Genomic DNA, 20,279 nt, shown 5'->3' on the forward strand with positions numbered 1-20,279 from the left:
AACGGACGGCTCAGTCGGCTCCGGATCAGGATCCGGAATGATGAACCCGAAGTCCAAAGTCGGATCATGCTCACCATCAGTAGTCAGACCCTCAGACGTGGCTTCCCAAGTCGAGGAATCCTCCTCACGATTACCCTCGGTCTCCTTGGTCGGCACGTAGCCCTCCAAAGCCTCCCGCGAAGCCTCCTGATCGATGGTCACCTTGTAGGACTGCCCCTCTTCAAGAACCGGCAGGTCCTTGAAAATGTAGTAGCCATTCTCATCGGTAGTTACCGGACCAACAGGCTCGCCGTTGATATCAACAACGTCCTCACCATCAGGACCGGTGAGCTTCAGAACAACACCCTTGATACCGTTCTCATCCTCACCCTGCAGACCATCCTTGTCCTCATCGAACCAGACATAGTCACCCAGGGAAACCTTCGGAACATCCGGAATGATGAACCCGAAGTCCAAAGTCGGATCATGCTCACCATCAGTAGTCAGACCCTCAGACGTGGCTTCCCAAGTCGAGGAATCCTCCTCACGATTACCCTCGGTCTCCTTGGTCGGCACGTAGCCCTCCAAAGCCTCCCGCGAAGCATCCTGATCGATGGTCACCTTGTAGGACTGACCCTCTTCAAGAACCGGCAGGTCCTTGAAAATGTAGTAGCCATTCTCATCGGTAGTTACCGGACCAACAGGCTCGCCGTTGATATCAACAACGTCCTCACCATCAGGACCGGTGAGCTTCAGAACAACACCCTTGATACCGTTCTCATCCTCACCCTGCAGACCATCCTTGTTCTCATCGAACCAGACATAGTCACCCAGGGAAACCTGTGGCTTCAGGACAACGCCGGCATCCCAGGTCGGATCAATACCTTCGGAAGCACGAACTTCCTGATCGGTGTAATCCTTGGTCAACGCGGTATTCGAATCATCCAAAGTGAACTTGATCGTCAGACCAGTCTCAGGATCAGCATCCGAATCACGGGCATCCTGCTCATCGCCCTCACCCGAATCCTGCGAAGTGAACTTGTACTTCACAGCCTGAGCCTCGGTCAGCTCGAACTTGATCTGGTACTCACCAGCCGGCAGTTCATCAAAGATGTAACGGCCATTCTCGTCGGTTGTGGTCTCGGCAATCTGGGTACCCTCGCCATCAAGCAAGAACACCTTCACACCTTCAAGAACCTCATCATCACCCTGGATGCCATCCTTGTTCTCATCAACCCACACGTAGTCACCCACGGCATAGGTCTTCAAGACAACGCCGGCATCCCAGGTCGGATCAATACCTTCGGAAGCACGAACTTCCTGATCGGTGTAATCCTTGGTCAACGCGGTATTCGAATCATCCAAAGTGAACTTGATCGTCAGACCAGTCTCAGGATCAGCATCCGAATCACGGGCATCCTGCTCATCGCCCTCACCCGAATCCTGCGAAGTGAACTTGTACTTCACAGCCTGAGCCTCGGTCAGCTCGAACTTGATCTGGTACTCACCAGCCGGCAGTTCATCAAAGATGTAACGGCCATTCTCGTCGGTTGTGGTCTCGGCAATCTGGGTACCCTCGCCATCAAGCAAGAACACCTTCACACCTTCAAGAACCTCATCATCACCCTGGATGCCATCCTTGTTCTCATCAACCCACACGTAGTCACCCACGGCATAGGTCTTCAGGACAAACCCGAAGTCCAGAGTCGGATCGTGTTCACCATCTTTGGTCAGACCCTCAGACGTGGCTTCCCAAGTCGAGGAGTCTTCCTCGCGATTGCCCTCGGTCTCCTTGGTCGGAACATACGGGGCAAGGGCGTCCTTGGACTTTTCGCGATCAATGGACACCGTGTACGACTGGCCCTCATCAAGAACCGGCAGGTTCTCAAAGGTGTAGTAGCCGTTCTCATCGGTCCATGTTGGCTCAACGGGGTTGCCGTAAACGTCGAGGACTTCTTCTCCATCAGGCCCGGTCAGGACCAGCAGGACATCCTTGATGCCTGGCTCGCCATCATCCTGCAGGCCATCCCGGTTCTCATCAACCCATACGTAGTCACCCACCGAGACCTTTTCCTTCTCCTCAGGAGTGAAGGTGATACCGGTCTTGATTGGTTCCTGGCTACGGTAATCGGTCGATCCGTTGACCTCGGCCTCGGCCGAGTAGCCGAACGAGTTCCACGCCGGGGCGAATTCACTTGCGCCATCGGGCATTTCCGTGGCCGAGATGGTGGTGAAGGTCAAGCCGATGCTTTGCCCCGGTGCCAAGCCCTCTGGGAAGTCCAGGACCAGCTTCAGGCCCTTGATTTCCTTGGGGTTGACCGGACGCTCGGTAGTCCAGTTGTCTTCACAACCGGCCCACGGATCCTGCGCATTTCCACCGGTTGGCTTGCACGAGGCAGGATCACCGGTAAGGTAGGACAGCACCATTTCAGTTCCTTCGGGAACCACTGGGAGCTTGACGTCCTGCAGGGTCGGAACCCATTCGGTGCCGCGAGGGGTACCGGCCTGGGAACCGGTTACGCCGGTGTCACCCACGTATGGGAAGACATCCAGGATTTCCACATGCTGCGCATTGACATTACCGGTGTTGGTGACGCTTACTTGCCATTCGGCGGTGCCGCCTGGCTTGGTCTGCACGATGCATGGGTAACGGTAGAAGCCGCCGTCAAACTCGTAGCAGGCTTCATCGTTCTCGATCTTGGAGTTGACGTTGTAGATACCGGTCGGTTCGGTCTGCTCGCCGGTGAAAACCTCGCGAACGAGTTTCCGTGAGGAATAGGCCTGGCCTTCGATAATTCCAACAGTCTCGCTGTCCTTGACCTCTTCCAGGTTATCGCCGGTGAAGGTGACCTCGTTGGTCAGGTCTTCATTGGCGGTCACGCCACCGCGTACGGCGGTCGGCAAAGTCACGGTGAACGACTCACCTGGGTAGAGCTTGGTGCCCTCCGGGAAGGTGAACTCGAGCAGCGATTCGTTCTGCGCGGCCTGGACTGTCGAAGTGTCAATCGAGGTGCCATCCGGCGCCTGGTTGAACTTCTTGTCAAAGGCGTAGCTCACCGAAGTCGCCCAGTCAGGTTCCAGCACCAGCAGGGGCCCCTGATCATCACTTGGCAATTTGTCGGTGATGACCGGATTCAGGATGGCGTCGGTACCGTTATTGGTCACGGTGAACGTGTAGTTGAACGCACGTCCCGGAGCAATCTTCCCGTTAGCGGCATCCGACCACTTGTCAACATTGGCGCCGGTGGTACCTTCGTTGAACACGAGGTCGGCGTCGGCGTTGTTGGTTTCGTGGTCCTTCCCAAGACGGGAGACCTCTGCGGTGGCGGTGTTCTCTACCATCGAGGCTTCTTGTTCACCAGGGTTGATCGTCGCACCATCGATGCTGATCAGTTCACCACTGCGTAGCGTGTAACGCGGCAGGACGTTGAATTCAATCCTGGTGTCGAGATTCGACAGCTCGTCGTAGTTGTCGGTCGTCGTGGTGTATCGAATACCCTGGACGTCCTCGTTCGCCGGAACTGACGTGGTCCAGTCGCCACCGTCGACGGTCAGCTGGCCATCGACTGAGCTGAAGGTTGCACCAGTGAAGTACTCTATGGTGACATTACCGCCGTTGCCTCCCGGTTGGGGGTTCCAGCCCAGGAAGTTCACCGAGTTCCAGAACGTCGGATCGACATCCGCGATCTGAACGAAGTCGGCCTTGTGCGTGCCACTGTTGACGTTCAGCGTCACCTTGACGGGCGCTGGATTGCCTCCGCTCGCGAAGAAGTCCAGAGGACCCTCAGGGTTGAAGGTCTTGGTCAGTACCGGGTTCAGATCCACCGAATTCTCGGTGATGATCTCCAAGTTGGCTTCGGGTTCCTTTGTTGCAGTTGGATCACCCTCGCGCTCAATGGTCGACACCGCAGTGTTAGGCAGGGTGTACCCACGAATACTGCGCTCGGGATCCAGTTCCGCAAGCGCCTTGTCAACAGGCTGTTCCGTGCCGCGCAGGGTATCGCGCAGTTCGGTTCCAACGGTAAGCCAGATTTCGGTGTCCCGCGGAATCGACTGTTCATCGATCTTCGCCAACGTGAATTCGAAACCGATCACTTCATTCCATGACCGTCCGTCAGGAAGGGAAGCGTTAAGCGCATCCGTGCCCTCGAGGGTGATGTCACCTTCTGCGGTCTTCAGCACCAGAACAGCCAGATCTGCAAGGGCTTCATTAGAGATCTGGGCGGTCACACCAGTGATATCAACATAGCTGAACGGGTTGGTGGTACCCTCCTGCGGGTCGACGATCGACAGTTTATCGACGGAGTAGGTCGAGGTGTTCTTGGCCCAAAGACCCAGGGTGCTCGATGGATTCATGTCCGACGGCTTCTGGACAATGACGTTAGAGTTCCACCATTTGGAGCTTTCCAGCTGCAGGTCTTTGTCAACCCATACCGAACCGGTGACATCATCGCCGTTGTTCACGCCCAAGACGTTGTCGGTCTCAAGCCCATGGTTGAGTACCTCGGTCACTTCGAACTCAAGCTCGGCCCGGACGTCCTGCCACTCAGGGAAGGTTCCTTCTTCGCGGGTGTAGGTGATGCGCACACCGTTGACGTCTGCCTCAAGTGCGGTGTCCCCGATGGCTTCGCCTTCGGACACGGCAATAAGCGCCCAGGTTTCCCCGCCGTCCTTGGTCACCTCGACGAGAACCTTGCTGGCTCCCCGAGTCTCTTGGACGGAGACGCTGGTGGCCTTGAAGCCACCGTCAACCATGTTCTCGAAGATGTCGGTCTGGATGATTTCCCGAACGTCCATGTTGGTCTTGTCGCCGTCAACCTTGGTGTTCAGCCACACGGTGGTCTTATCACCAACGATGCCTTCGATGCGGTGAGGGGTGAAGCCCTTACCACCGATCAAAGCGTAGGTCGGCTCCTCGGCGATCAGAGTGGCTTCGGCCTCATCCTCGACCACGTTCGGGTTCCCTGAAGGGGTCCCTTGGCCCAGGACAACGTTCTTGAAGCCTTCGTCACCGGATACCTCGGTGGCCAGGACATCGAATTCGAAGTTGAATCCTGCGCCTGGTGCGAAGGTACCGTCGAAGGAGATCACAAAACCGCTGACATCGATGCCCGATGGCAGTCCTTCAGGTAGCGAAATCGAACCGTTGACGTTGGACAGGGTGTAGTCGCTGCCGTTGACGGTCAGCACACCTGACGACGCATCCTCAGGCCAGGTGCCGCCAACGAACTTCTCGAAATCGATGCCTTCACCAAACGGAGAAGTACCCTCTGCGGGCTCCGTCAGGGTCAGGTTGGTCAGATTCCGGTTGGATGTGTTGGTCAGGCCAAGCTTCACGGTTGAAGCGTTCTTGCCGTCACCGATCTCGGCGGCATCACCTGCAACGACCCGCTCAGGCGAGAAGGACTTGGTGGCGTCTACCGCGTAGCTTGCCGACTCGATCACGAAGCTGTCCTCAGCCGTGAACGGGTCGTTCTTTTCGCCGTTAGGGAGTTCGGCGACAATGCTTGTCTCATTTGTCACGACAACCGCTTCGGCACCGTCGCGAACGACGGTGTTCAGCGAAATCGAGCCAGCCGAACCGTTGACGACGATGCCGCCTTCGGTCTCGGTGGAATCCGATGACGTGAAGACAAATTCAAAACCGGTAATGGTGGATAGATCTAGGTCCGACGGGAACGCGGGTGGCGCGTTCGGAGCGGCCGTATCCAACGTTGTCGGTTCATTATCCGGTGCAACATAGTAGGTCACGGTCAGCTGGTCGGCACCCTCTGGATACACAATCTCGCCGAAACCGGTGAATGCAACGTAGCTGAACGGATCCGATGCACCGGAAGGCTCCTGGATGGTCAGCGACTTGGCGCCCACCTTGGAGGTGTTCTTAATGCCTCCCAGGGTCGCAGTGGCTTCAGCACCCGAGTGCTGCTCCACCTTGTCTACGGACCATTCCTTGGAAATCTGCGCATTCGGAGCCAGATCGATCGTTGGAACGACAGCCGGGGCTTCGTCCTCGATCTGACCGGTGTCCGAGGTCAGCACGGCCTTGTTGATCAGCTGCTGCCCGTTGTACTTGGGGTCGGCGTCATCCGGCATCTTGGCCGTGATGTTGATCGTGTACTCGGCGCCGTCGTTGATGCCTACCTGGCCCGGTCGGTCTTCCGCGGTCTCGTTGAAGGTCAGAAGCACCTGCGAGCCGTCTTCGGCCCATTCCTCGGTGACAACCTCGTCGAAGCCCACGTAGTCGATGCCCTGCAGGACCAATGGCTCAGGCAGCAGATCGAGCAGCGTGGCGTTCGTGCACGGGTTGGTGATTGATGAGCAACCCAACGTGATCTGGTAGCTAACCCGATCACCCGGCCTGATTTCGTTGGCGCTGGACAGCGTCTTGGTCAAGTACATGCCGTCCCCGACAGCCGCCGGGGTCACCACGTTGGTTGATGATTGATCGTTATCTTGCTCGCTGCCCTCTTGATCCGTCGAAGCTGTGTCTTGCAAGCCCACTTGTGTGGTCTTCAAGCCTGTTACAGCCGAACCGGAGGCAGGTGCTGCCATTGCTGGCGTCACCCCAGCCATTCCGACTCCGACGGTGATCGCGAGGAATGCGGCAAGCAAGGATCTCCAGCGCTTTGGCGCGCTGGAGTCATGCTTTGAATGCATTATTTATTTCCCCAAATTACCGATAAGAAAGTGGGGTGGCACAACCAGCCCGCCTGATTCCCTAAGACCAAGCTTCCCCCACGTTGGACAGCCTGAGTCTAACAATCATTTCACTTGGGCTGATTTAGAATCTGACGGCACTAACCCAGAAGCGCCATCGCCAAGATGATGAAAAAATGGGCATTATAGTCACTGATTTCCGTAACCTCAAGATGTGATTAACAGAGTGCACATCCACCCATAATGGGCCTTCGCGAATCCACCGCGTGGACAGGCAGTGCGATCGGGCGCCGGCGGTCAGAAGCAACCCCGGCGAATCAAGAGATTAAAAGTGCTAAAGCAACGAAAAGGTGTTTCCGACTTGGAAGTTTGTTAATTGTTCTCAGCTTCGCGACGCACCTCACACATCATGATCCCGCGCAACCCGGTCCGTAGGATGACTGCCATGCGCGCACCACGAGGAAGCCAAAAAAAGCCTCAAGAGGTCATGAGGTGACTAAAGTCATACCGATTAAGCGCTTATTGACGAGCAAGGCTTTCCCGGGTTTCGGGCGAGATAGAGATTTACGGTAACCCGAATCAGAGCACTCGGCTGCGAAAGTTCACCCTCAGAATCACCCTTGCAATGGCTCTCGTGCTGCTTTTCATCCGATTTTCGGGAAGGTCCAAAGCTGTGCGCTCGGTGCAGCCTTTCCAGTGAATTTGCGGAGGCTGGAGAGCTCGTGACTTCTGGAAACCTGGTTTCCAACTATCCCGAACTCTCACGAAGTCTTTCGCAAGCTGCCCGGTCATGGTTGATCGTCTGACTCCCCGAGGTTGGCCTGTGCTACCTACATCAGGGTCCCGGGCGCCCGGAGGACACACCCCGTCGGTTCCCACAACGAGTCGCCCCGGAACCGTGGATACACCATCTGTAGCATTGACAACATCAATCCTGGGGTGCCTTGACGCAGCAAGAAGCCGGCCCTTGGGCCTCATTGAAATGGCATTCCATTGAGACCCAGAGCCGGCCGTGTATGGCGAAAATGCTCCGCCGTCAATATTGGGTGATTCGCTCCTACTCGCCGCGACGAATCAGCTTGCCCTTCGGGGAAGCGAAGTCAACGTCCTGGCCACCCACGATGGAGGAACGCACGACACCGGCCAGGGTCTTGCCGTGGTACGGCGAGATCGGGTTCTTGTGGTGCAGCTTGTTCACGTCCACCACGAACGCTTCTTCGGGGGCGAACACCGCGAAGTCGGCGTCGTTGCCCAGGGCAATGGAGCCCTTGTTCTTCAGCCCGGCCAGTTCGGCGGGTTTGGTCGACATCCAGTTGACCACCTGTTCCAGCTCGATGCCGCGCTGCTTGGCTTCGGACCAGATCAGCGGCAAGCCGAGCTGCAGCGAGGCGACCCCGCCCCAGGCCACGCCGAAGTCGCCGTTTTCCACGTCTTTCAGGTCAATGGTGGACGGGGAGTGGTCGGAGACGATGCAGTCGATGACCCCTTCCTCCAAGCCCTTCCACAGCAGCTCCCGGTTGGAGGCCTCACGGATCGGTGGGCAGCACTTGTAGGCGGTGGCCCCGTTCGGGATTTCCTCGGCCAGCAGGGTCAGATAGTGCGGGCAGGTTTCCACGGTGATCTTCACACCGTCGGACTTCGCGGTTTTGATCATGGCCAGCGCATCCGAGCTGGACAGGTGCAGCACGTGGGCGCGGGCTCCGGTCCACCGGGCACGTTCGATCACCTGGGCGATGGCCACGTTCTCCGCGCCACGGGGGCGTGATTTCAGGAACCGTTCGTACTGGTCGCCTTCCGCATCCGGGGCCCGGTCAATGGCGTGGGAGTCCTCGGCATGTACGATCATCAGCGAGTCGAAGGACTTCAGCTCGATCATGTCCTCCTCCATCTCATCCACGCTCAATGAGGGGAACTCATCCACGCCGGAGTGCAGCAGGAAGCACTTGAAGCCGAAGACCCCGGCATCATGCAGATCCCGCAGGTCCTGCTTGTTGCCCGGGATGGCCCCGCCCCAGAAGCCGATGTTCACATACGCCTTGGTACTGGCCGCTTCGCGCTTGATCTGTAGCGCCTCGAGGTTCACGGTGGGCGGGATGGAGTTCAAGGGCATGTCCACAATGGTGGTCACGCCGCCGGCTGCGGCGGCCTTGGTGGCAGATTCGAAGCCTTCCCATTCGGTGCGTCCTGGTTCGTTGACGTGGACATGGGTATCGACCAGTCCCGGAAGCAGTACCTCGTCGGCGCCGAGCTCAATGACGCGGTCAGCAGTGAGGTTATTGCCCAAGGGCTCGATCGCCACGATCTTGCCGTCCTTGATGCCAACCTCGCGGGCGGTGATGCCCGCAGTGGTCAGGATCCGTTCCCCACGCAGGACCAGGTCGAAGTGGGTGGTGGATTCGGTATTGCTTGAAGTCTCGGTTTCGGTGCTCATGGTTTTCCTGATTCCTTGGGGTAGTTCCTCTTGTTGTCTTCGGCTGGCGATATTCAGCCTTGCCGGACAGGATCCGCAACGTGCTCGGCTGCGATAACCTGCCCAAGTTGTTCTCCGGCCTTGGAAACCAATGCCGCCGCGCGACTCATCGCCTCGGACGGGTCCTCGACCAGGTCCACCAATGCCACGGTGTGCCTGATTCCCGCGCTGGCCAGTTCCTCGTCACCAAGGGTGGTGCGCCCGCACACGGCGTAGACCGGCACTCCCCGGGAGCCAGCCAGTTCGGCGACTCCGATCGGGGTCTTGCCTTCCAGTGACTGGTGATCCAGGCTTCCCTCACCGGTAATCACGGCATCCGCACCTTCCAACGCCTCGGCCAGCCCGGTCAGCTCCAGCACCACGTCGATCCCACGGCGCCGTTTCGCACCTAGCAGGGCCATGGCGGCATAACCCATGCCACCGGCAGCCCCGGCACCCGGGTTCTGTCGGTACCCGGTGCCCAGCTGTTCTTCGAGCACCCCGGCGAAGTGCCCCAGCGCCGCATCCAGTTCCCTGACTTGCGAATCGCTGGCCCCCTTTTGCGGGCCGAAGATGGCGGCGGCCCCGTTCGGCCCGGTCAGTGGATTGTCCACATCCGCGGCCAGGACCATACTGGTTCCGGCCAGCAGGTTTTCCAATGCCGTGAAGTCGATCCTCGCCACATCGGCCAGGGCCGCTCCCCCGCCGGGAAGTTCGCGGCCTGCGCGGTCTTTCAGCAAGACCCCCAGCGCCTGCAGCATGCCGGCCCCGGCATCGGTGGTGGCCGAGCCCCCAACTCCCAGGACGATCTGGGTGGCCCCGGCCTGCAGGGCGTGTTTGACCAGTTCACCGGTCCCGTAGCTGGTGGCGGTCAGCGGTTCTTTCCTGCCTCCGGGCAGGACATCCAGTCCCGAGGCCGCGGCCATCTCGATGACCGCCGTGTCCCCGTTGGTGGCGTAAGCGGCATCCACCGGCTGGCCGGTGGGACCCGTCACCGTTACCGTCACCTGTGTGAAGCCGGCGGCCAGGGCGGCGTCCACTGTTCCCTCGCCACCGTCGGCTACCGGGACGGTGACCGTATCGAGCTGCGGGATCGAACGGGCCAGGCCGCTGTGCAGTGCGGCGGCGACCTCGGCACCGGTCAGGGTGCCCTTGAATTTGTCGGATGCAATCACGATCTTCATGTCCTTGCCGCCTTTCCACTGGTCGTTGCTTGCGGGTCTTCTATGCCTTGTCTGGGCCGGCCCTGTCAGGGTGGGCCCTGCCGCAAAGGCCGAATGGTGCCTCCGGTCACAGTGTCACTGTAACCATTGTGCACGCATTCGGCCCCGCGGTGAGGTGCTAGGTGAGTTTGACGACTGCCTAGCGGATGCTGAGCGTTTTCGTGCCCAGCGGCACCAGAGCGGTCGGAGCATCCGACGCCTCCAGTGCAAGATCCTCGAACTCATTCACCGCATCCAGTTGCGCGCCCATGGCGATATTGGTGACCTTTTCCAGGATCACTTCCACCACTACCGGAACCTGGTGTTCGGCGGCCAGTCGGTCCGCTTCGGCGAAGCCCTGGGCCAGGTCGGCCGGATCCTCGATGCGGACGGCCTTGCAGCCCAGACCCTCGGCCACCTTCACATGGTCCACCCCGTAGCCGTTGGTTTCCGGGGAGTTGATGTTATCGAAGCCCAGGGACACGTGGTAGTCCATCTCGAAGGGGCGCTGCGACTGGCGGATCAATCCCAGGTAGGAGTTGTTGACCACCACGTGGATGTACGGCAGATTGAACTGCGCACCCACGGCCAGTTCCTCGATCATGAACTGGAAGTCGTAGTCTCCGGAGAGAGCCACTACCTTCTGTCCCGGCTTGCCGCGCACCACACCCAGTGCGGCCGGTCCGGTCCAGCCCAATGGGCCGGCCTGTCCGGCATTGATCCAGTTCCGTGGACCGTAGACGTGCAGCATCTGCGCACCGGCGATCTGGCTCAGCCCGATCGTGGAGACATAGGTGGTGTCCTGGCCGAAGGCCGCATTCATCTCCTGGTACACACGCTGCGGCTTGATCGGCACGTTGTCGAAGTTGGTCTTGCGGTGCCCGGTGGACTTGCGGGCCGTGGCCGCATCGGCCCAGGCCGAGTAGTCCGGCAGGGTACCTGCGGACTTGCGCTCACGCACCACTTCCAGGATTGCGTCAATGGCCGCCCCGGCATCGGAGACGATGCCCAGGTCCGGGGTGAAGACCCGGCCGATCTGGGTCGGTTCGACATCCACGTGGATGAACTTGCGATCCCCGCGGTAGGTATCCAGGCCACCGGTGTGGCGGTTGGCCCAGCGGTTACCCAGTCCCAGCACCACATCGGATTCCAGGAAGGTCGCGTTGCCGTACTTGGTGTGGGTCTGGATGCCCACCATGCCCGACTGCAGGCGGTGGTCATCCGGGATGGCACCCCAGCCCATGAGTGTCGGGGAGACCGGAATGTTCAGTTCCTCGGCCAGTTCCACCAGCTTGTCACTCGCGTTGGCGTTGATGATCCCGCCACCGGCGATGATGATCGGCTTGGAGCCGGCGGTGATCAGGTCCACGGCCTTCTCGGCCTGGATCCTGGTGGCCTGCGGGTTGTGCACCGGCAGCGGTTCGTAGGCGTCGATATCGAATTCGATCTCGGCCAGCTGCACGTTGATCGGCAGGTCGATCAGCGCCGGACCGGGACGGTTCGAGCGCATGATCTGGAAGGCCTTGGCAAAGGTCCCGGGGACCAGACCCGGCTCCAATACGGTGACCGCGTACTTGGTGACCGGCTTGGCGATGGACTCGATATCCACGGCCTGGAAGTCCTCCTTGTGCAGCACGCTGGTGGGGGCCTGGCCGGTGATGCACAGCATCGGGATGGAATCGGCGATCGCGGCGTACAGGCCGGTGATCATGTCGGTGCCGGCCGGCCCGGAGGTTCCCAGGCACAGGCCGATCTTGCCGGTGGCCCGCGAGTAGCCGTCCGCGGCGTGGGAGGCACCTTCCACGTGGCGGTGCAGCGTATGGCGGATTCCGCCGTGCGCCTTCATGGCCGAGTACAGCGGGTTGATGGCGGCTCCGGGAAGGCCGAACGCCTCTACGGCGCCCTCCTTCTCCAGGATCTGAACGATGGCGTCGACGGCGCGCATCTTGGGCATGGGGATCACACATCCTCTTGTGGGGTGTTCGGCCGGTAGCCGGCCTGAAAAATTGGTATTTGGAATTTGACCTGCGGTGGGTCCGGGCAACGTGGGTACGGAGCAATCACGTAGGCCCGTAGGTTCTGCGGCTCATCACACCTCAACCGACCGTTGCCATGAGCACGTGGGAGCCGGCGGTGGCTGGCGCAATGCCCCAGCCCAACAAGGGAGTCAGGGAATCACTGGTCTCGTTGCCGCCGGTCCCCTGGCACGGTACGACGTTCTCACCTGGGCCACTACGTACCGTTGCCCGGCCCACCGCAGGAGTTGGTGGGGTTCCTAGTCGCTCTTGCCGCTCAGGCGCTGTACGCCGCGGAAGAGTCCTGAGTGGTCCAAGGCCCCGTCCCCGCTGGCTACGGTGGAGCCGACGAGTTGGGCGACCAGGGAACCGAGCGGGAGGATGACGCCGGCTTCACGGGCGGCGGAGGTGACGATACCCATGTCCTTGTTGTGCAGGGCCAGCCGGAAGCCGGGACCGAATTCGCGATCCAGGATCTTCTGGCCCTTCTGGTCCAGCACCTTGGAGCCGGCCAATCCACCGCCCAGCACCTGCAGGGCCGAGTCGGTGTCCACCCCGTAGGCTTCGAGGAAGACCACCGCTTCGGACAGGGCCTGGATGTTGGAGGCCACGATCAGCTGGTTGGCTGCCTTGACCGTCTGACCGGAGCCTGCCGGGCCGACCAGCACAATGGTCTTGCCTACGGCTTCAAGTACCGGCTTGGCGTCGGCGAAGTCTGCTGGTTCGCCGCCGACCATGATCGACAGCACCCCGTCAATGGCCCCTTGTTCGCCGCCGGACACCGGGGCATCCAGGGGGCGCAAGCCGGCGGTGCGGGCATCTTCGGCCAGGCGCACCGAGACATCGGGGCGGATGGATGAGTTGTCAATCCAGATGGCCCCGGCCTTGGCGTTGGCGAAGACCCCGTCCTCGCCGCTGACCACGGCTTCGACATCCGGGGAGTCCGGGACCATGGTGATGATGACATCCGCGTCCCTGACCGCCTCGGCCACCGAGGCGGCGGCGGTACCGCCGGCTTGGGCGAGTAGCTCGCTCTTGTCTGTGCTGCGGTTGTAGCCGGTGACATTGAAGCCGGCGGTGAGTAGGTTCTTGGCCATGGGAAGGCCCATGATGCCCAGGCCGATGAAAGCGACATTCTGCGACATGGTGGTTACTCCAAAAGTAGTCTCTGGCCCGTGGACCGGGCGGTTCGTTATTAGGCGTGGGTGTCCGCGGTGGCCAGCCACTGGAATGCGGTGGCTGCCTCCTGCTTGTATTCCAGGGCCACCTTGCCGGTGTAGCCCAGTTCGCGGGAGCGTTCGATCCACTGGAACAGCGGGAGGTTACCGGTTCCCGGTGCCCCGCGCCCCGGGGCGTCGGCGATCTGGATATGACCGAAGTCCTTGGCGTGGTTTTCGATTACGGCAGCCACGTCATCACCGTTGACCGCCAGGTGGTAGAAGTCGGCGAGCAGTGCGATGTTTTCGCTGCCGGCGGCCTTGACCTTGTTCACCACGTCCAGCGCGTCTGCTGCGGTCTTCAACGGGTAGGCCTCGGTGCCGGAGACCGGTTCGATCAGCACGGTGCCCCCGATGCCGGCGATTCCCTCGGCGGCGGCCAGCAGGTTCTTCAGGGCCAGCTCGTCCTGTTCGGCGGCGGTGTAGTCCTGCTGCCGGTTGCCGTACAGGGCGTTGAAGGATGCGCATCCGGTGGCCTCGCCAATGGCGGCCACTACGGCTACGTTGTCCTTGAACTCCGAGCAACGGCCCTTCCAGGACACCAGACCGCGGTCTCCCGCTGGCATGTCGCCGGCAAAGAAGTTCAGGCCGTCCAGCTGCACGCCGGCGTCCTTGAGCGAGTTGATGAATTCGTCCACCTGCTTGTCCCCCGGGACGGCGTCGGCGAAGGGCCACCAGAATTCCACGCTGTCAAAGCCCGCGGCCTTGGCGGCGGCGGCACGCTGCAGCAGGGGCAGTTCGGTCAACAGTATCGAGCAGTTCAGGGTGTAAGTCATGGTTAGCCACCTTCACGAGCCGGGAGTAGATTCCACTTCATGGAATTTATGTTTTGCCTTATGAAAACTTTAGGAGGAGAGGTGGATCACTGTCAAGGGGTGATTGCCCGGGAGTGCCCACATATTGGATAACAGCAGGTCACTATATACCCACAGGGGTTCACACGGCATCCAGGCATTGCGCCCGCAGTCCCAGCGTATCCAAAAACCCGCTCCGGCCGACCCATTCACCTTTCGCGATACGGAATAGTTTCATTTCGCTGTATGGAATTTGGATTTTCCCTTGCGGAAATCGCTGTATACCCCTACAGTTAGAGCACCATTAGTGATGTGGCACACATCTCGGAGTTTCGCTCAGGAGCAGCCATAATGAATACCATCTTTATCCAGGACCATCTGGCCAACGGAGCCCAGTGGATCCATCGCTCGCACTATGCGGCCAACCGCAACGCGGCCCTGGCCGGCCACTACGCCGGATACAAGGACACCTTCTTGCGGGTCTGATCCACATTTCCTTTTGCCCGGGCCGACGCATTCTTACGTCCCCGCTGCTGTTTGTTGCACTACCCCTGCAGGGGTTTACGTGCCGTCACCTCTTCCGCCCCGGAGCCCAAGGCTCACCTCGGGCATATTCTTCCGGTCTGCCCGTGCGCCGCCAACACCGCCACTGGCTGCAGGCCGGCAAAGCAAAAGGAACAACGCAATGTCGATCCACCAACCGACCGCTACACCCAACGGGTCGCAGCCCAGTGAGATTCCCCAGGGAATCGATCCGAGCAATCCGCACCAGCTTGCCGCCTCGCTGTATAACGAGGACCTGGCACCCACCGCCCGCAAGGGACGCACCTGGAACTCCTACAGCATCTTCACCCTGTGGGCCAACGACGTGCACTCCCTGGGTAACTACGCCTTCGCCATCGGCCTTTTTGCCCTGGGCATGAGCGGCTGGCAAATCCTGGCAGCCCTGATGATCGGCGCTGTCCTGCTCTTCGCACTGCTGAACCTCTCCGGGTTCATGGGCGAGAAAACCGGGGTACCCTTCCCCGTCATGAGCCGGATCGCCTTCGGCATCACCGGCGCCCAGATCCCGGCCCTCCTGCGTGGGGGCGTGGCCATCGCCTGGTTCGGCATCCAGACCTTCCTGGCCGCCCAGGTGCTCAGTGTCATGGTCATCGCCGTGGCCCCGGGCGCCGCGACCCTTCGCGAAACCAGCTTCCTCGGCCTGAGCCTGCTGGGCTGGATCTGCTTCGTTTCGCTGTGGGTACTGCAGCTGGTGATCGTCAGCTACGGGATGGAGATGATCCGCAAGTACGAGGCCTTCGCCGGCCCGGTCATCCTCGTCACCTTCCTGGCGCTGGCCATCTGGATGCTCTTCGAATCCGGATTTAATGTCGCCATGGATACCGGAAGCCGTAGCAGTGGCTGGGAAATGTGGGTCGGGATCTTCGGGGCCGCGGCCCTGTGGGTATCCATTTACGGGACCTTCGTACTGAACTTCTGCGACTTCACCCGTGGGGCGGCCTCCAAGAAGGCGATCGTCCGCGGCAACTTCTTCGGCATCCCGCTGAACATGCTCTTCTTCGGAGCGATCGTGGTAGTCCTGACCGGGACGCAGTTCTCCATCAACGGCACCGTCATCACCTCACCATCCGATGTGGTCGAAGCCATTCCGAACACCTTGCTGCTCCTGCTGGCCTCGGCTGCGCTGCTGATCCTGACCATCGCGGTGAACCTGATGGCCAACTTCGTGGCACCGACCTACGCGCTGACGAACCTGTTCCCCAAGCACCTGAACTTCCGCAAGGCCGCCCTGATTTCCGGAACCATCGGATTGCTCATCCTGCCTTGGAACCTGTACAACTCCCCCGAAATCATCAACTACTTCCTCGGTGGGCTCGGGGCACTGCTGGGGCCACTCTTCGGGATCATCATGGCCGACTACTGGCTGATCCGTCGGACACGAATCAACGTCATGGACCTCTACCGCACCTCGCCCAAGGGCACCTACTACTTCACCCGCGGCGTCAACTACCGGGCCGTCCTGGCCCTGGGCCTGAGCTCGATCATCTCCTTGCTACTGGCATTCCTGCCGGCCCTGCACGTGGTCGGCCCCTTCGCCTGGTTCCTCGGTTCCGGGGCGGGCGCAATTGTTTACCTTTTGGTCGCCAAACGACACCATGACCTGCTGGATCTGGACGGCGAGGCCATCGCCGTGGCCGCAAAGCACTAGGAAGGGCAGAACACATGAGAATTCTCATTGCGAACGTCAACACCACCGCCTCCATGACCCGGGCCATCGGCGACTCGGCACGCGGCGTGGCCTCCCCTGGCACCGAAATCGTTGAGCTTACCCCGGATTTCGGGGCGGATTCCTGCGAGGGGAACTTCGAAAGCTACCTGGCCGCCATTGCCGTCATGGACAAGGTGGTGCGCTACACCGAACCCTTCGACGCGGTGATCCAGGCCGGCTACGGCGAACATGGTCGCGAGGGCCTGCAGGAACTGCTCGATGTGCCGGTCGTGGATATCACCGAAGCTGCGGCCTCCACCGCCCAGTTCCTCGGGCACAAGTACTCGGTGGTCACCACGCTGGACCGGACGGTCCCCTTGATCGAGGACCGGCTGAAACTGGCCGGGCTCACCGATCGACTGGCCTCGGTGCGTGCCAGCGGGCTGGGGGTCCTGGAACTGGAATCCAGCCCCGAGCGCGCCGTGGCCGCCATCGTGGAACAGTGCCGACAGGCGGTTGAGCAGGACAAGGCCGAAGTCATCTGCCTGGGCTGTGGCGGCATGGCCGAGCTGGAGGCCCAGGTACGTGCAGCCACCGGGGTCCCGATCATCGACGGGGTGCGCGCAGCGGTCACCATCGCCGAATCGCTGGTGCGGATGGGGCTGAGCACCTCCAAGGTGCGCACCTACGCGACTCCGCGCCCGAAGCAGGTCACCGGCTGGCCCTTGTCAGCCAACATGGCCAGCCCTGCGGATTCCACCACGGCATAGGCGGGCATCGGCCCCGAAATCAATTAAATAGGCAGCGCACCACCAAGACCTGATGGTCACTGGTGGTGCGCTGTCCTGTTACCGATGAAGTAATGGCTTGTCGACAGTTGAATGACCCCGCACGGCGCAAGCCATGTGATCCATGACTTCGTCTGCCGGATTCTTCGTATACGGCCAAGCCTTCCCGCAGTTGCCAGTCCACGGTCCTGCCCAAGTGCCGGCCCAGCCTCCACGGGTCTGGAACCAGGTCGCCCAATCCCCTTGGTTGCCCCCCAAGAAATCCTTCACACCTCGTTCCCGCCGTAGGTTGCGCAGCGGCTCGCGAACCAGTGCCAGCGGTGGCACGCATGTCCCGCATTCCAGGCCCTCCTTGAACCATCCGGAAAGTCATTGGGCTAGTGGCTATGACTTGCGCGCGATTTGCTTCAAGAACTTCCCCACCCGCCCCCAAGGGCTTCCCGCCTACGCGCAGTTCCTCTAATGCGTTCGACAGCACCCGCACTGCCAAAGCGGTGTGTTCCGCTTTTCCAGGTATCGCTGGATTTCCACCGTCATAGCGCAGATCGGGGTTTGCTGCGGGCCATCGCGCCGACAGCCGCCCCACCACTTCGCCTGGCTGCCTCCCGGATCAGGAGTCCCGGAGTCTACCAATGTTGCATTCCTACCGGCCAGTTGAGTCGCACGCAACGAAACCTCCGGCACGCATTTCGTTAACATTCCACTGCCGAATTAAGTTAGCCACAGCTTGGAAACACCCGAAAAGACCAAGAAATCACGACTTTCCTGAGGCGCGACTAAGCTTTTGTGAGACGGATTACCCCACGTGGACCATGCCCTTCAATCTGCACTTAGGTTAGGCTAATGCTAGATCCATCTCGCCGGCCGCCGATTTCGGCTGCCCTGAACGATAAGGAAATCATGGCCTCCATGAAACTGCGCGCCGCTGCGCTGCTGAGCGTCGCCGCCCTGTCCCTGACCGCTTGCGGTTCCGCTTCCGGCGATGCGGCCGATTCCACCGCCCCGTCAGCTGAAGCCACCACCGTCACCTTCACCGACAACAACGGCGAGCACACCATCGATGTTCCGGCCAAGTCCGTGGTCGCCACCGACAACCGCACCTTCGAGACCCTGGATGCCTGGGGCGTCGAGCTCTCCGCAGCCGCCGTGGCCCTGATGCCCGACACCATCGGCTACACCAGCAACACCGACATCGTCGATCTGGGCAACCACCGCGAGCCGAACCTGGAAGCCGTGGTCGCCGTTGCCCCGGACCTGATCATCAACGGACAGCGCTTCGCCCAGTACGAGGAAGACTTCCAGAAGCTGGCCCCCGAGGCCACCATCGTGAACCTGGACCTGGTGGATGGCGAGCCTTTTGATGAGGAACTCAAGCGCCAGACCACCGTCCTGGGCCAGATCTTCCAGAAGGAAACCGAAGCCGAGCAGCTGATCGCCGACTTCGATGCCGCCATCGAGCGCGTGAAGTCCGCCTACGACACCGAGCAGACCGTCATGGGTGTCATCACCTCCGGCGGCAACATCAACTACTCGGCCCCCACCACCGGCCGTACCCTGGGCCCGGTCTTCGACTTCCTGGGCCTGACCCCGTCGCTGGTCGTTGAGAACGCCTCCACCGACCACCAGGGTGATGACATCTCGGTTGAAGCCATCGCCGATTCCAACCCTGATTGGCTGCTGGTCATGGACCGCGATGCCGCCGTGGGCGCCGATGACGCGAGCTACAAGCCCGCTTCGGAACTGCTGTCCAACTCCGAGGCACTGCAGAACGTGACTGCCGCCAAGGAAGGGAACATCGTGACCATGCCTGCAGATACCTACACCAACGAAGGTATCCAGACCTACACCGAGTTCCTGAACGACTTCGCTGATGCGCTCGAAGCCAAGTAGCCCCCGAACGCACTAACCCGGTGGTGGAGTCGGCATGATGCCGACTCCACCACCGCGGCGTGTCACCACCCAAGGCAGCAACGGCAGGATCATGACCAGCACAATCACACAGCCCAAGCCCAAAGGCAGGCTCTTCGAACCCAAGCTGATGCTCGGGATCCTGGGAGTCCTGGCCCTCTTGGGCCTTTCGCTTTTTACCGGCGTCTATGACATTTTCGGCGCCGATGACGGCGCCGAGATGTTTGCCATCACCCGCATCCCACGCACCATCGCCCTGGTGTTGGCCGGGGCCGCGATGAGCATGTGCGGCCTGGTGATGCAGCTGCTGACGCAGAACCGTTTCGTGGAGCCGACAACCACCGGCACCACCGAGTGGGCCGGCCTGGGACTGTTGACAGTCATGATCATCGCCCCCACCGCCAGCCTGCTGACCAAGATGAGCGTGGCGGTGTTCTTTGCGTTCATCGGCACCATGATCTTCTTCCTGTTCCTGCAACGGGTCTCGCTCAAGGCCTCGCTAACCGTGCCGATCGTGGGCATCATGCTCGGGGCCGTGGTCGGGGCGGTGTCCACCTTCCTGGCCTTGACCACCGATATGCTCCAATCCCTGGGGATCTGGTTTGCCGGGTCCTTCACCTCGATCATCCGCGGGCAGTACGAGGTGTTGTGGATCGTGGCCCTGGTGGCGCTGGCGATCTTCGTGGTGGCCGACCGGTTCACCGTGGCCGGGCTCGGCGAGGAGATCGCCACGAATGTGGGCCTGAACTACCGGCAGGTGATGCTCATCGGCACCGGCCTGATCGCGATCGCCACCGGCGTGGTCACCGTGGTGGTGGGCAACCTGCCCTTCCTGGGATTGATCGTGCCCAATATCGTCTCCATGTTCCGCGGCGACGACCTGCGCAGCAACCTTCCGTGGGTCTGCCTGCTGGGTGTGGCCATCGTGACCATCTGCGACCTGATCGGCCGCACCATCATCATGCCCTTTGAAATCCCGGTCTCGCTGGTCCTGGGTATCGTCGGCGCGGTGGTCTTCATCATCCTGCTTCTGAGGCAGCGTCGAAATGGCTAATCTG

The 20,279-nt window shown here is 60.8% G+C and carries 11 protein-coding genes; 5 read left to right on the top strand and 6 right to left on the bottom strand.

All coding sequences use genetic code 11. The features are described from left to right. The 6 genes from OK351_RS15090 to OK351_RS15115 all read right to left on the bottom strand — a co-directional run. A partial coding sequence (locus OK351_RS15090) for an SdrD B-like domain-containing protein (protein WP_265160633.1) occupies positions 1–6,591 on the bottom strand: 6,591 nt, incomplete at its 3' end. 1,102 nt (positions 6,592–7,693) lie between these two features. Then, complete coding sequence (gene allB, locus OK351_RS15095; protein ID WP_265160635.1) at positions 7,694–9,067, bottom strand: allantoinase AllB; 1,374 nt, start codon at positions 9,065–9,067, stop codon at positions 7,694–7,696. A gap of 53 nt (positions 9,068–9,120) precedes the next feature. After that, positions 9,121–10,269 carry a glycerate kinase gene (locus OK351_RS15100; protein ID WP_265160637.1) on the bottom strand — a complete coding sequence of 383 codons (1,149 nt, stop codon included), beginning with the start codon at positions 10,267–10,269 and terminating at the stop codon, positions 9,121–9,123. A gap of 178 nt (positions 10,270–10,447) precedes the next feature. Beyond that, the gene (gene gcl / locus OK351_RS15105; RefSeq protein WP_265160639.1) at positions 10,448–12,241 is read right to left on the bottom strand and encodes a glyoxylate carboligase; all 1,794 of its coding nucleotides are present in this window, start codon (positions 12,239–12,241) and stop codon (positions 10,448–10,450) included. A 321-nt stretch (positions 12,242–12,562) separates the two neighbouring features. Beyond that, positions 12,563–13,498 (bottom strand): 2-hydroxy-3-oxopropionate reductase, encoded by a 936-nt coding sequence (locus tag OK351_RS15110; RefSeq protein ID WP_265160669.1) that lies wholly within the window; start codon positions 13,496–13,498, stop codon positions 12,563–12,565. After that, positions 13,498–14,295: a hydroxypyruvate isomerase family protein gene (locus tag OK351_RS15115; RefSeq protein WP_265160642.1), complete on the bottom strand. Its 798-nt coding sequence runs from the start codon at positions 14,293–14,295 to the stop codon at positions 13,498–13,500. The genes OK351_RS15110 and OK351_RS15115 overlap by 1 nt, the downstream gene beginning before the upstream one ends. Positions 14,296–14,664: 369 nt before the next feature. Between OK351_RS15115 and OK351_RS15120 the strand changes: the two genes are divergently transcribed. The 5 genes from OK351_RS15120 to OK351_RS15140 all read left to right on the top strand — a co-directional run bounded on the left by OK351_RS15120 (position 14,665) and on the right by OK351_RS15140 (position 20,275). Continuing rightward, positions 14,665–14,799: a hypothetical protein gene (locus OK351_RS15120; RefSeq protein WP_265160644.1), complete on the top strand. Its 135-nt coding sequence runs from the start codon at positions 14,665–14,667 to the stop codon at positions 14,797–14,799. 199 nt (positions 14,800–14,998) lie between these two features. Next, complete coding sequence (locus tag OK351_RS15125) at positions 14,999–16,525, top strand: NCS1 family nucleobase:cation symporter-1 (RefSeq protein ID WP_265160647.1); 1,527 nt, start codon at positions 14,999–15,001, stop codon at positions 16,523–16,525. Positions 16,526–16,539: 14 nt separating this feature from the next. Beyond that, a complete protein-coding gene (locus tag OK351_RS15130) occupies positions 16,540–17,295 on the top strand; it encodes an aspartate/glutamate racemase family protein (protein WP_265160649.1) in 756 nt (251 codons plus the stop codon). Between the two features lie 918 nt (positions 17,296–18,213). After that, positions 18,214–19,203, top strand: a complete 990-nt coding sequence (locus tag OK351_RS15135; protein WP_265160671.1) for a siderophore ABC transporter substrate-binding protein — start codon at positions 18,214–18,216, stop codon at positions 19,201–19,203. Between the two features lie 91 nt (positions 19,204–19,294). Further along, positions 19,295–20,275: an ABC transporter permease gene (locus tag OK351_RS15140; RefSeq protein ID WP_265160651.1), complete on the top strand. Its 981-nt coding sequence runs from the start codon at positions 19,295–19,297 to the stop codon at positions 20,273–20,275. Positions 20,276–20,279: the final 4 nt, after the last annotated feature.

This window comes from Glutamicibacter sp. MNS18, assembly GCF_026107515.2.
In the GTDB taxonomy this organism is placed as follows: Bacteria; Actinomycetota; Actinomycetes; order Actinomycetales; family Micrococcaceae; genus Glutamicibacter.

What these genes read in the sequence shown, in the direction of transcription:
- allB (WP_265160635.1), bottom strand. Translation starts at nt 9,067, where the DNA reads ATGAGCACCGAAACCGAGACTTCAAGCAATACCGAATCCACCACCCAC.
- OK351_RS15130 (WP_265160649.1), top strand. Translation starts at nt 16,540, where the DNA reads ATGAGAATTCTCATTGCGAACGTCAACACCACCGCCTCCATGACCCGG.
- OK351_RS15100 (WP_265160637.1), bottom strand. Translation starts at nt 10,269, where the DNA reads ATGAAGATCGTGATTGCATCCGACAAATTCAAGGGCACCCTGACCGGT.
- gcl (WP_265160639.1), bottom strand. Translation starts at nt 12,241, where the DNA reads ATGCCCAAGATGCGCGCCGTCGACGCCATCGTTCAGATCCTGGAGAAG.
- OK351_RS15135 (WP_265160671.1), top strand. Translation starts at nt 18,214, where the DNA reads ATGGCCTCCATGAAACTGCGCGCCGCTGCGCTGCTGAGCGTCGCCGCC.
- OK351_RS15120 (WP_265160644.1), top strand. Translation starts at nt 14,665, where the DNA reads ATGAATACCATCTTTATCCAGGACCATCTGGCCAACGGAGCCCAGTGG.
- OK351_RS15125 (WP_265160647.1), top strand. Translation starts at nt 14,999, where the DNA reads ATGTCGATCCACCAACCGACCGCTACACCCAACGGGTCGCAGCCCAGT.
- OK351_RS15140 (WP_265160651.1), top strand. Translation starts at nt 19,295, where the DNA reads ATGACCAGCACAATCACACAGCCCAAGCCCAAAGGCAGGCTCTTCGAA.
- OK351_RS15115 (WP_265160642.1), bottom strand. Translation starts at nt 14,295, where the DNA reads ATGACTTACACCCTGAACTGCTCGATACTGTTGACCGAACTGCCCCTG.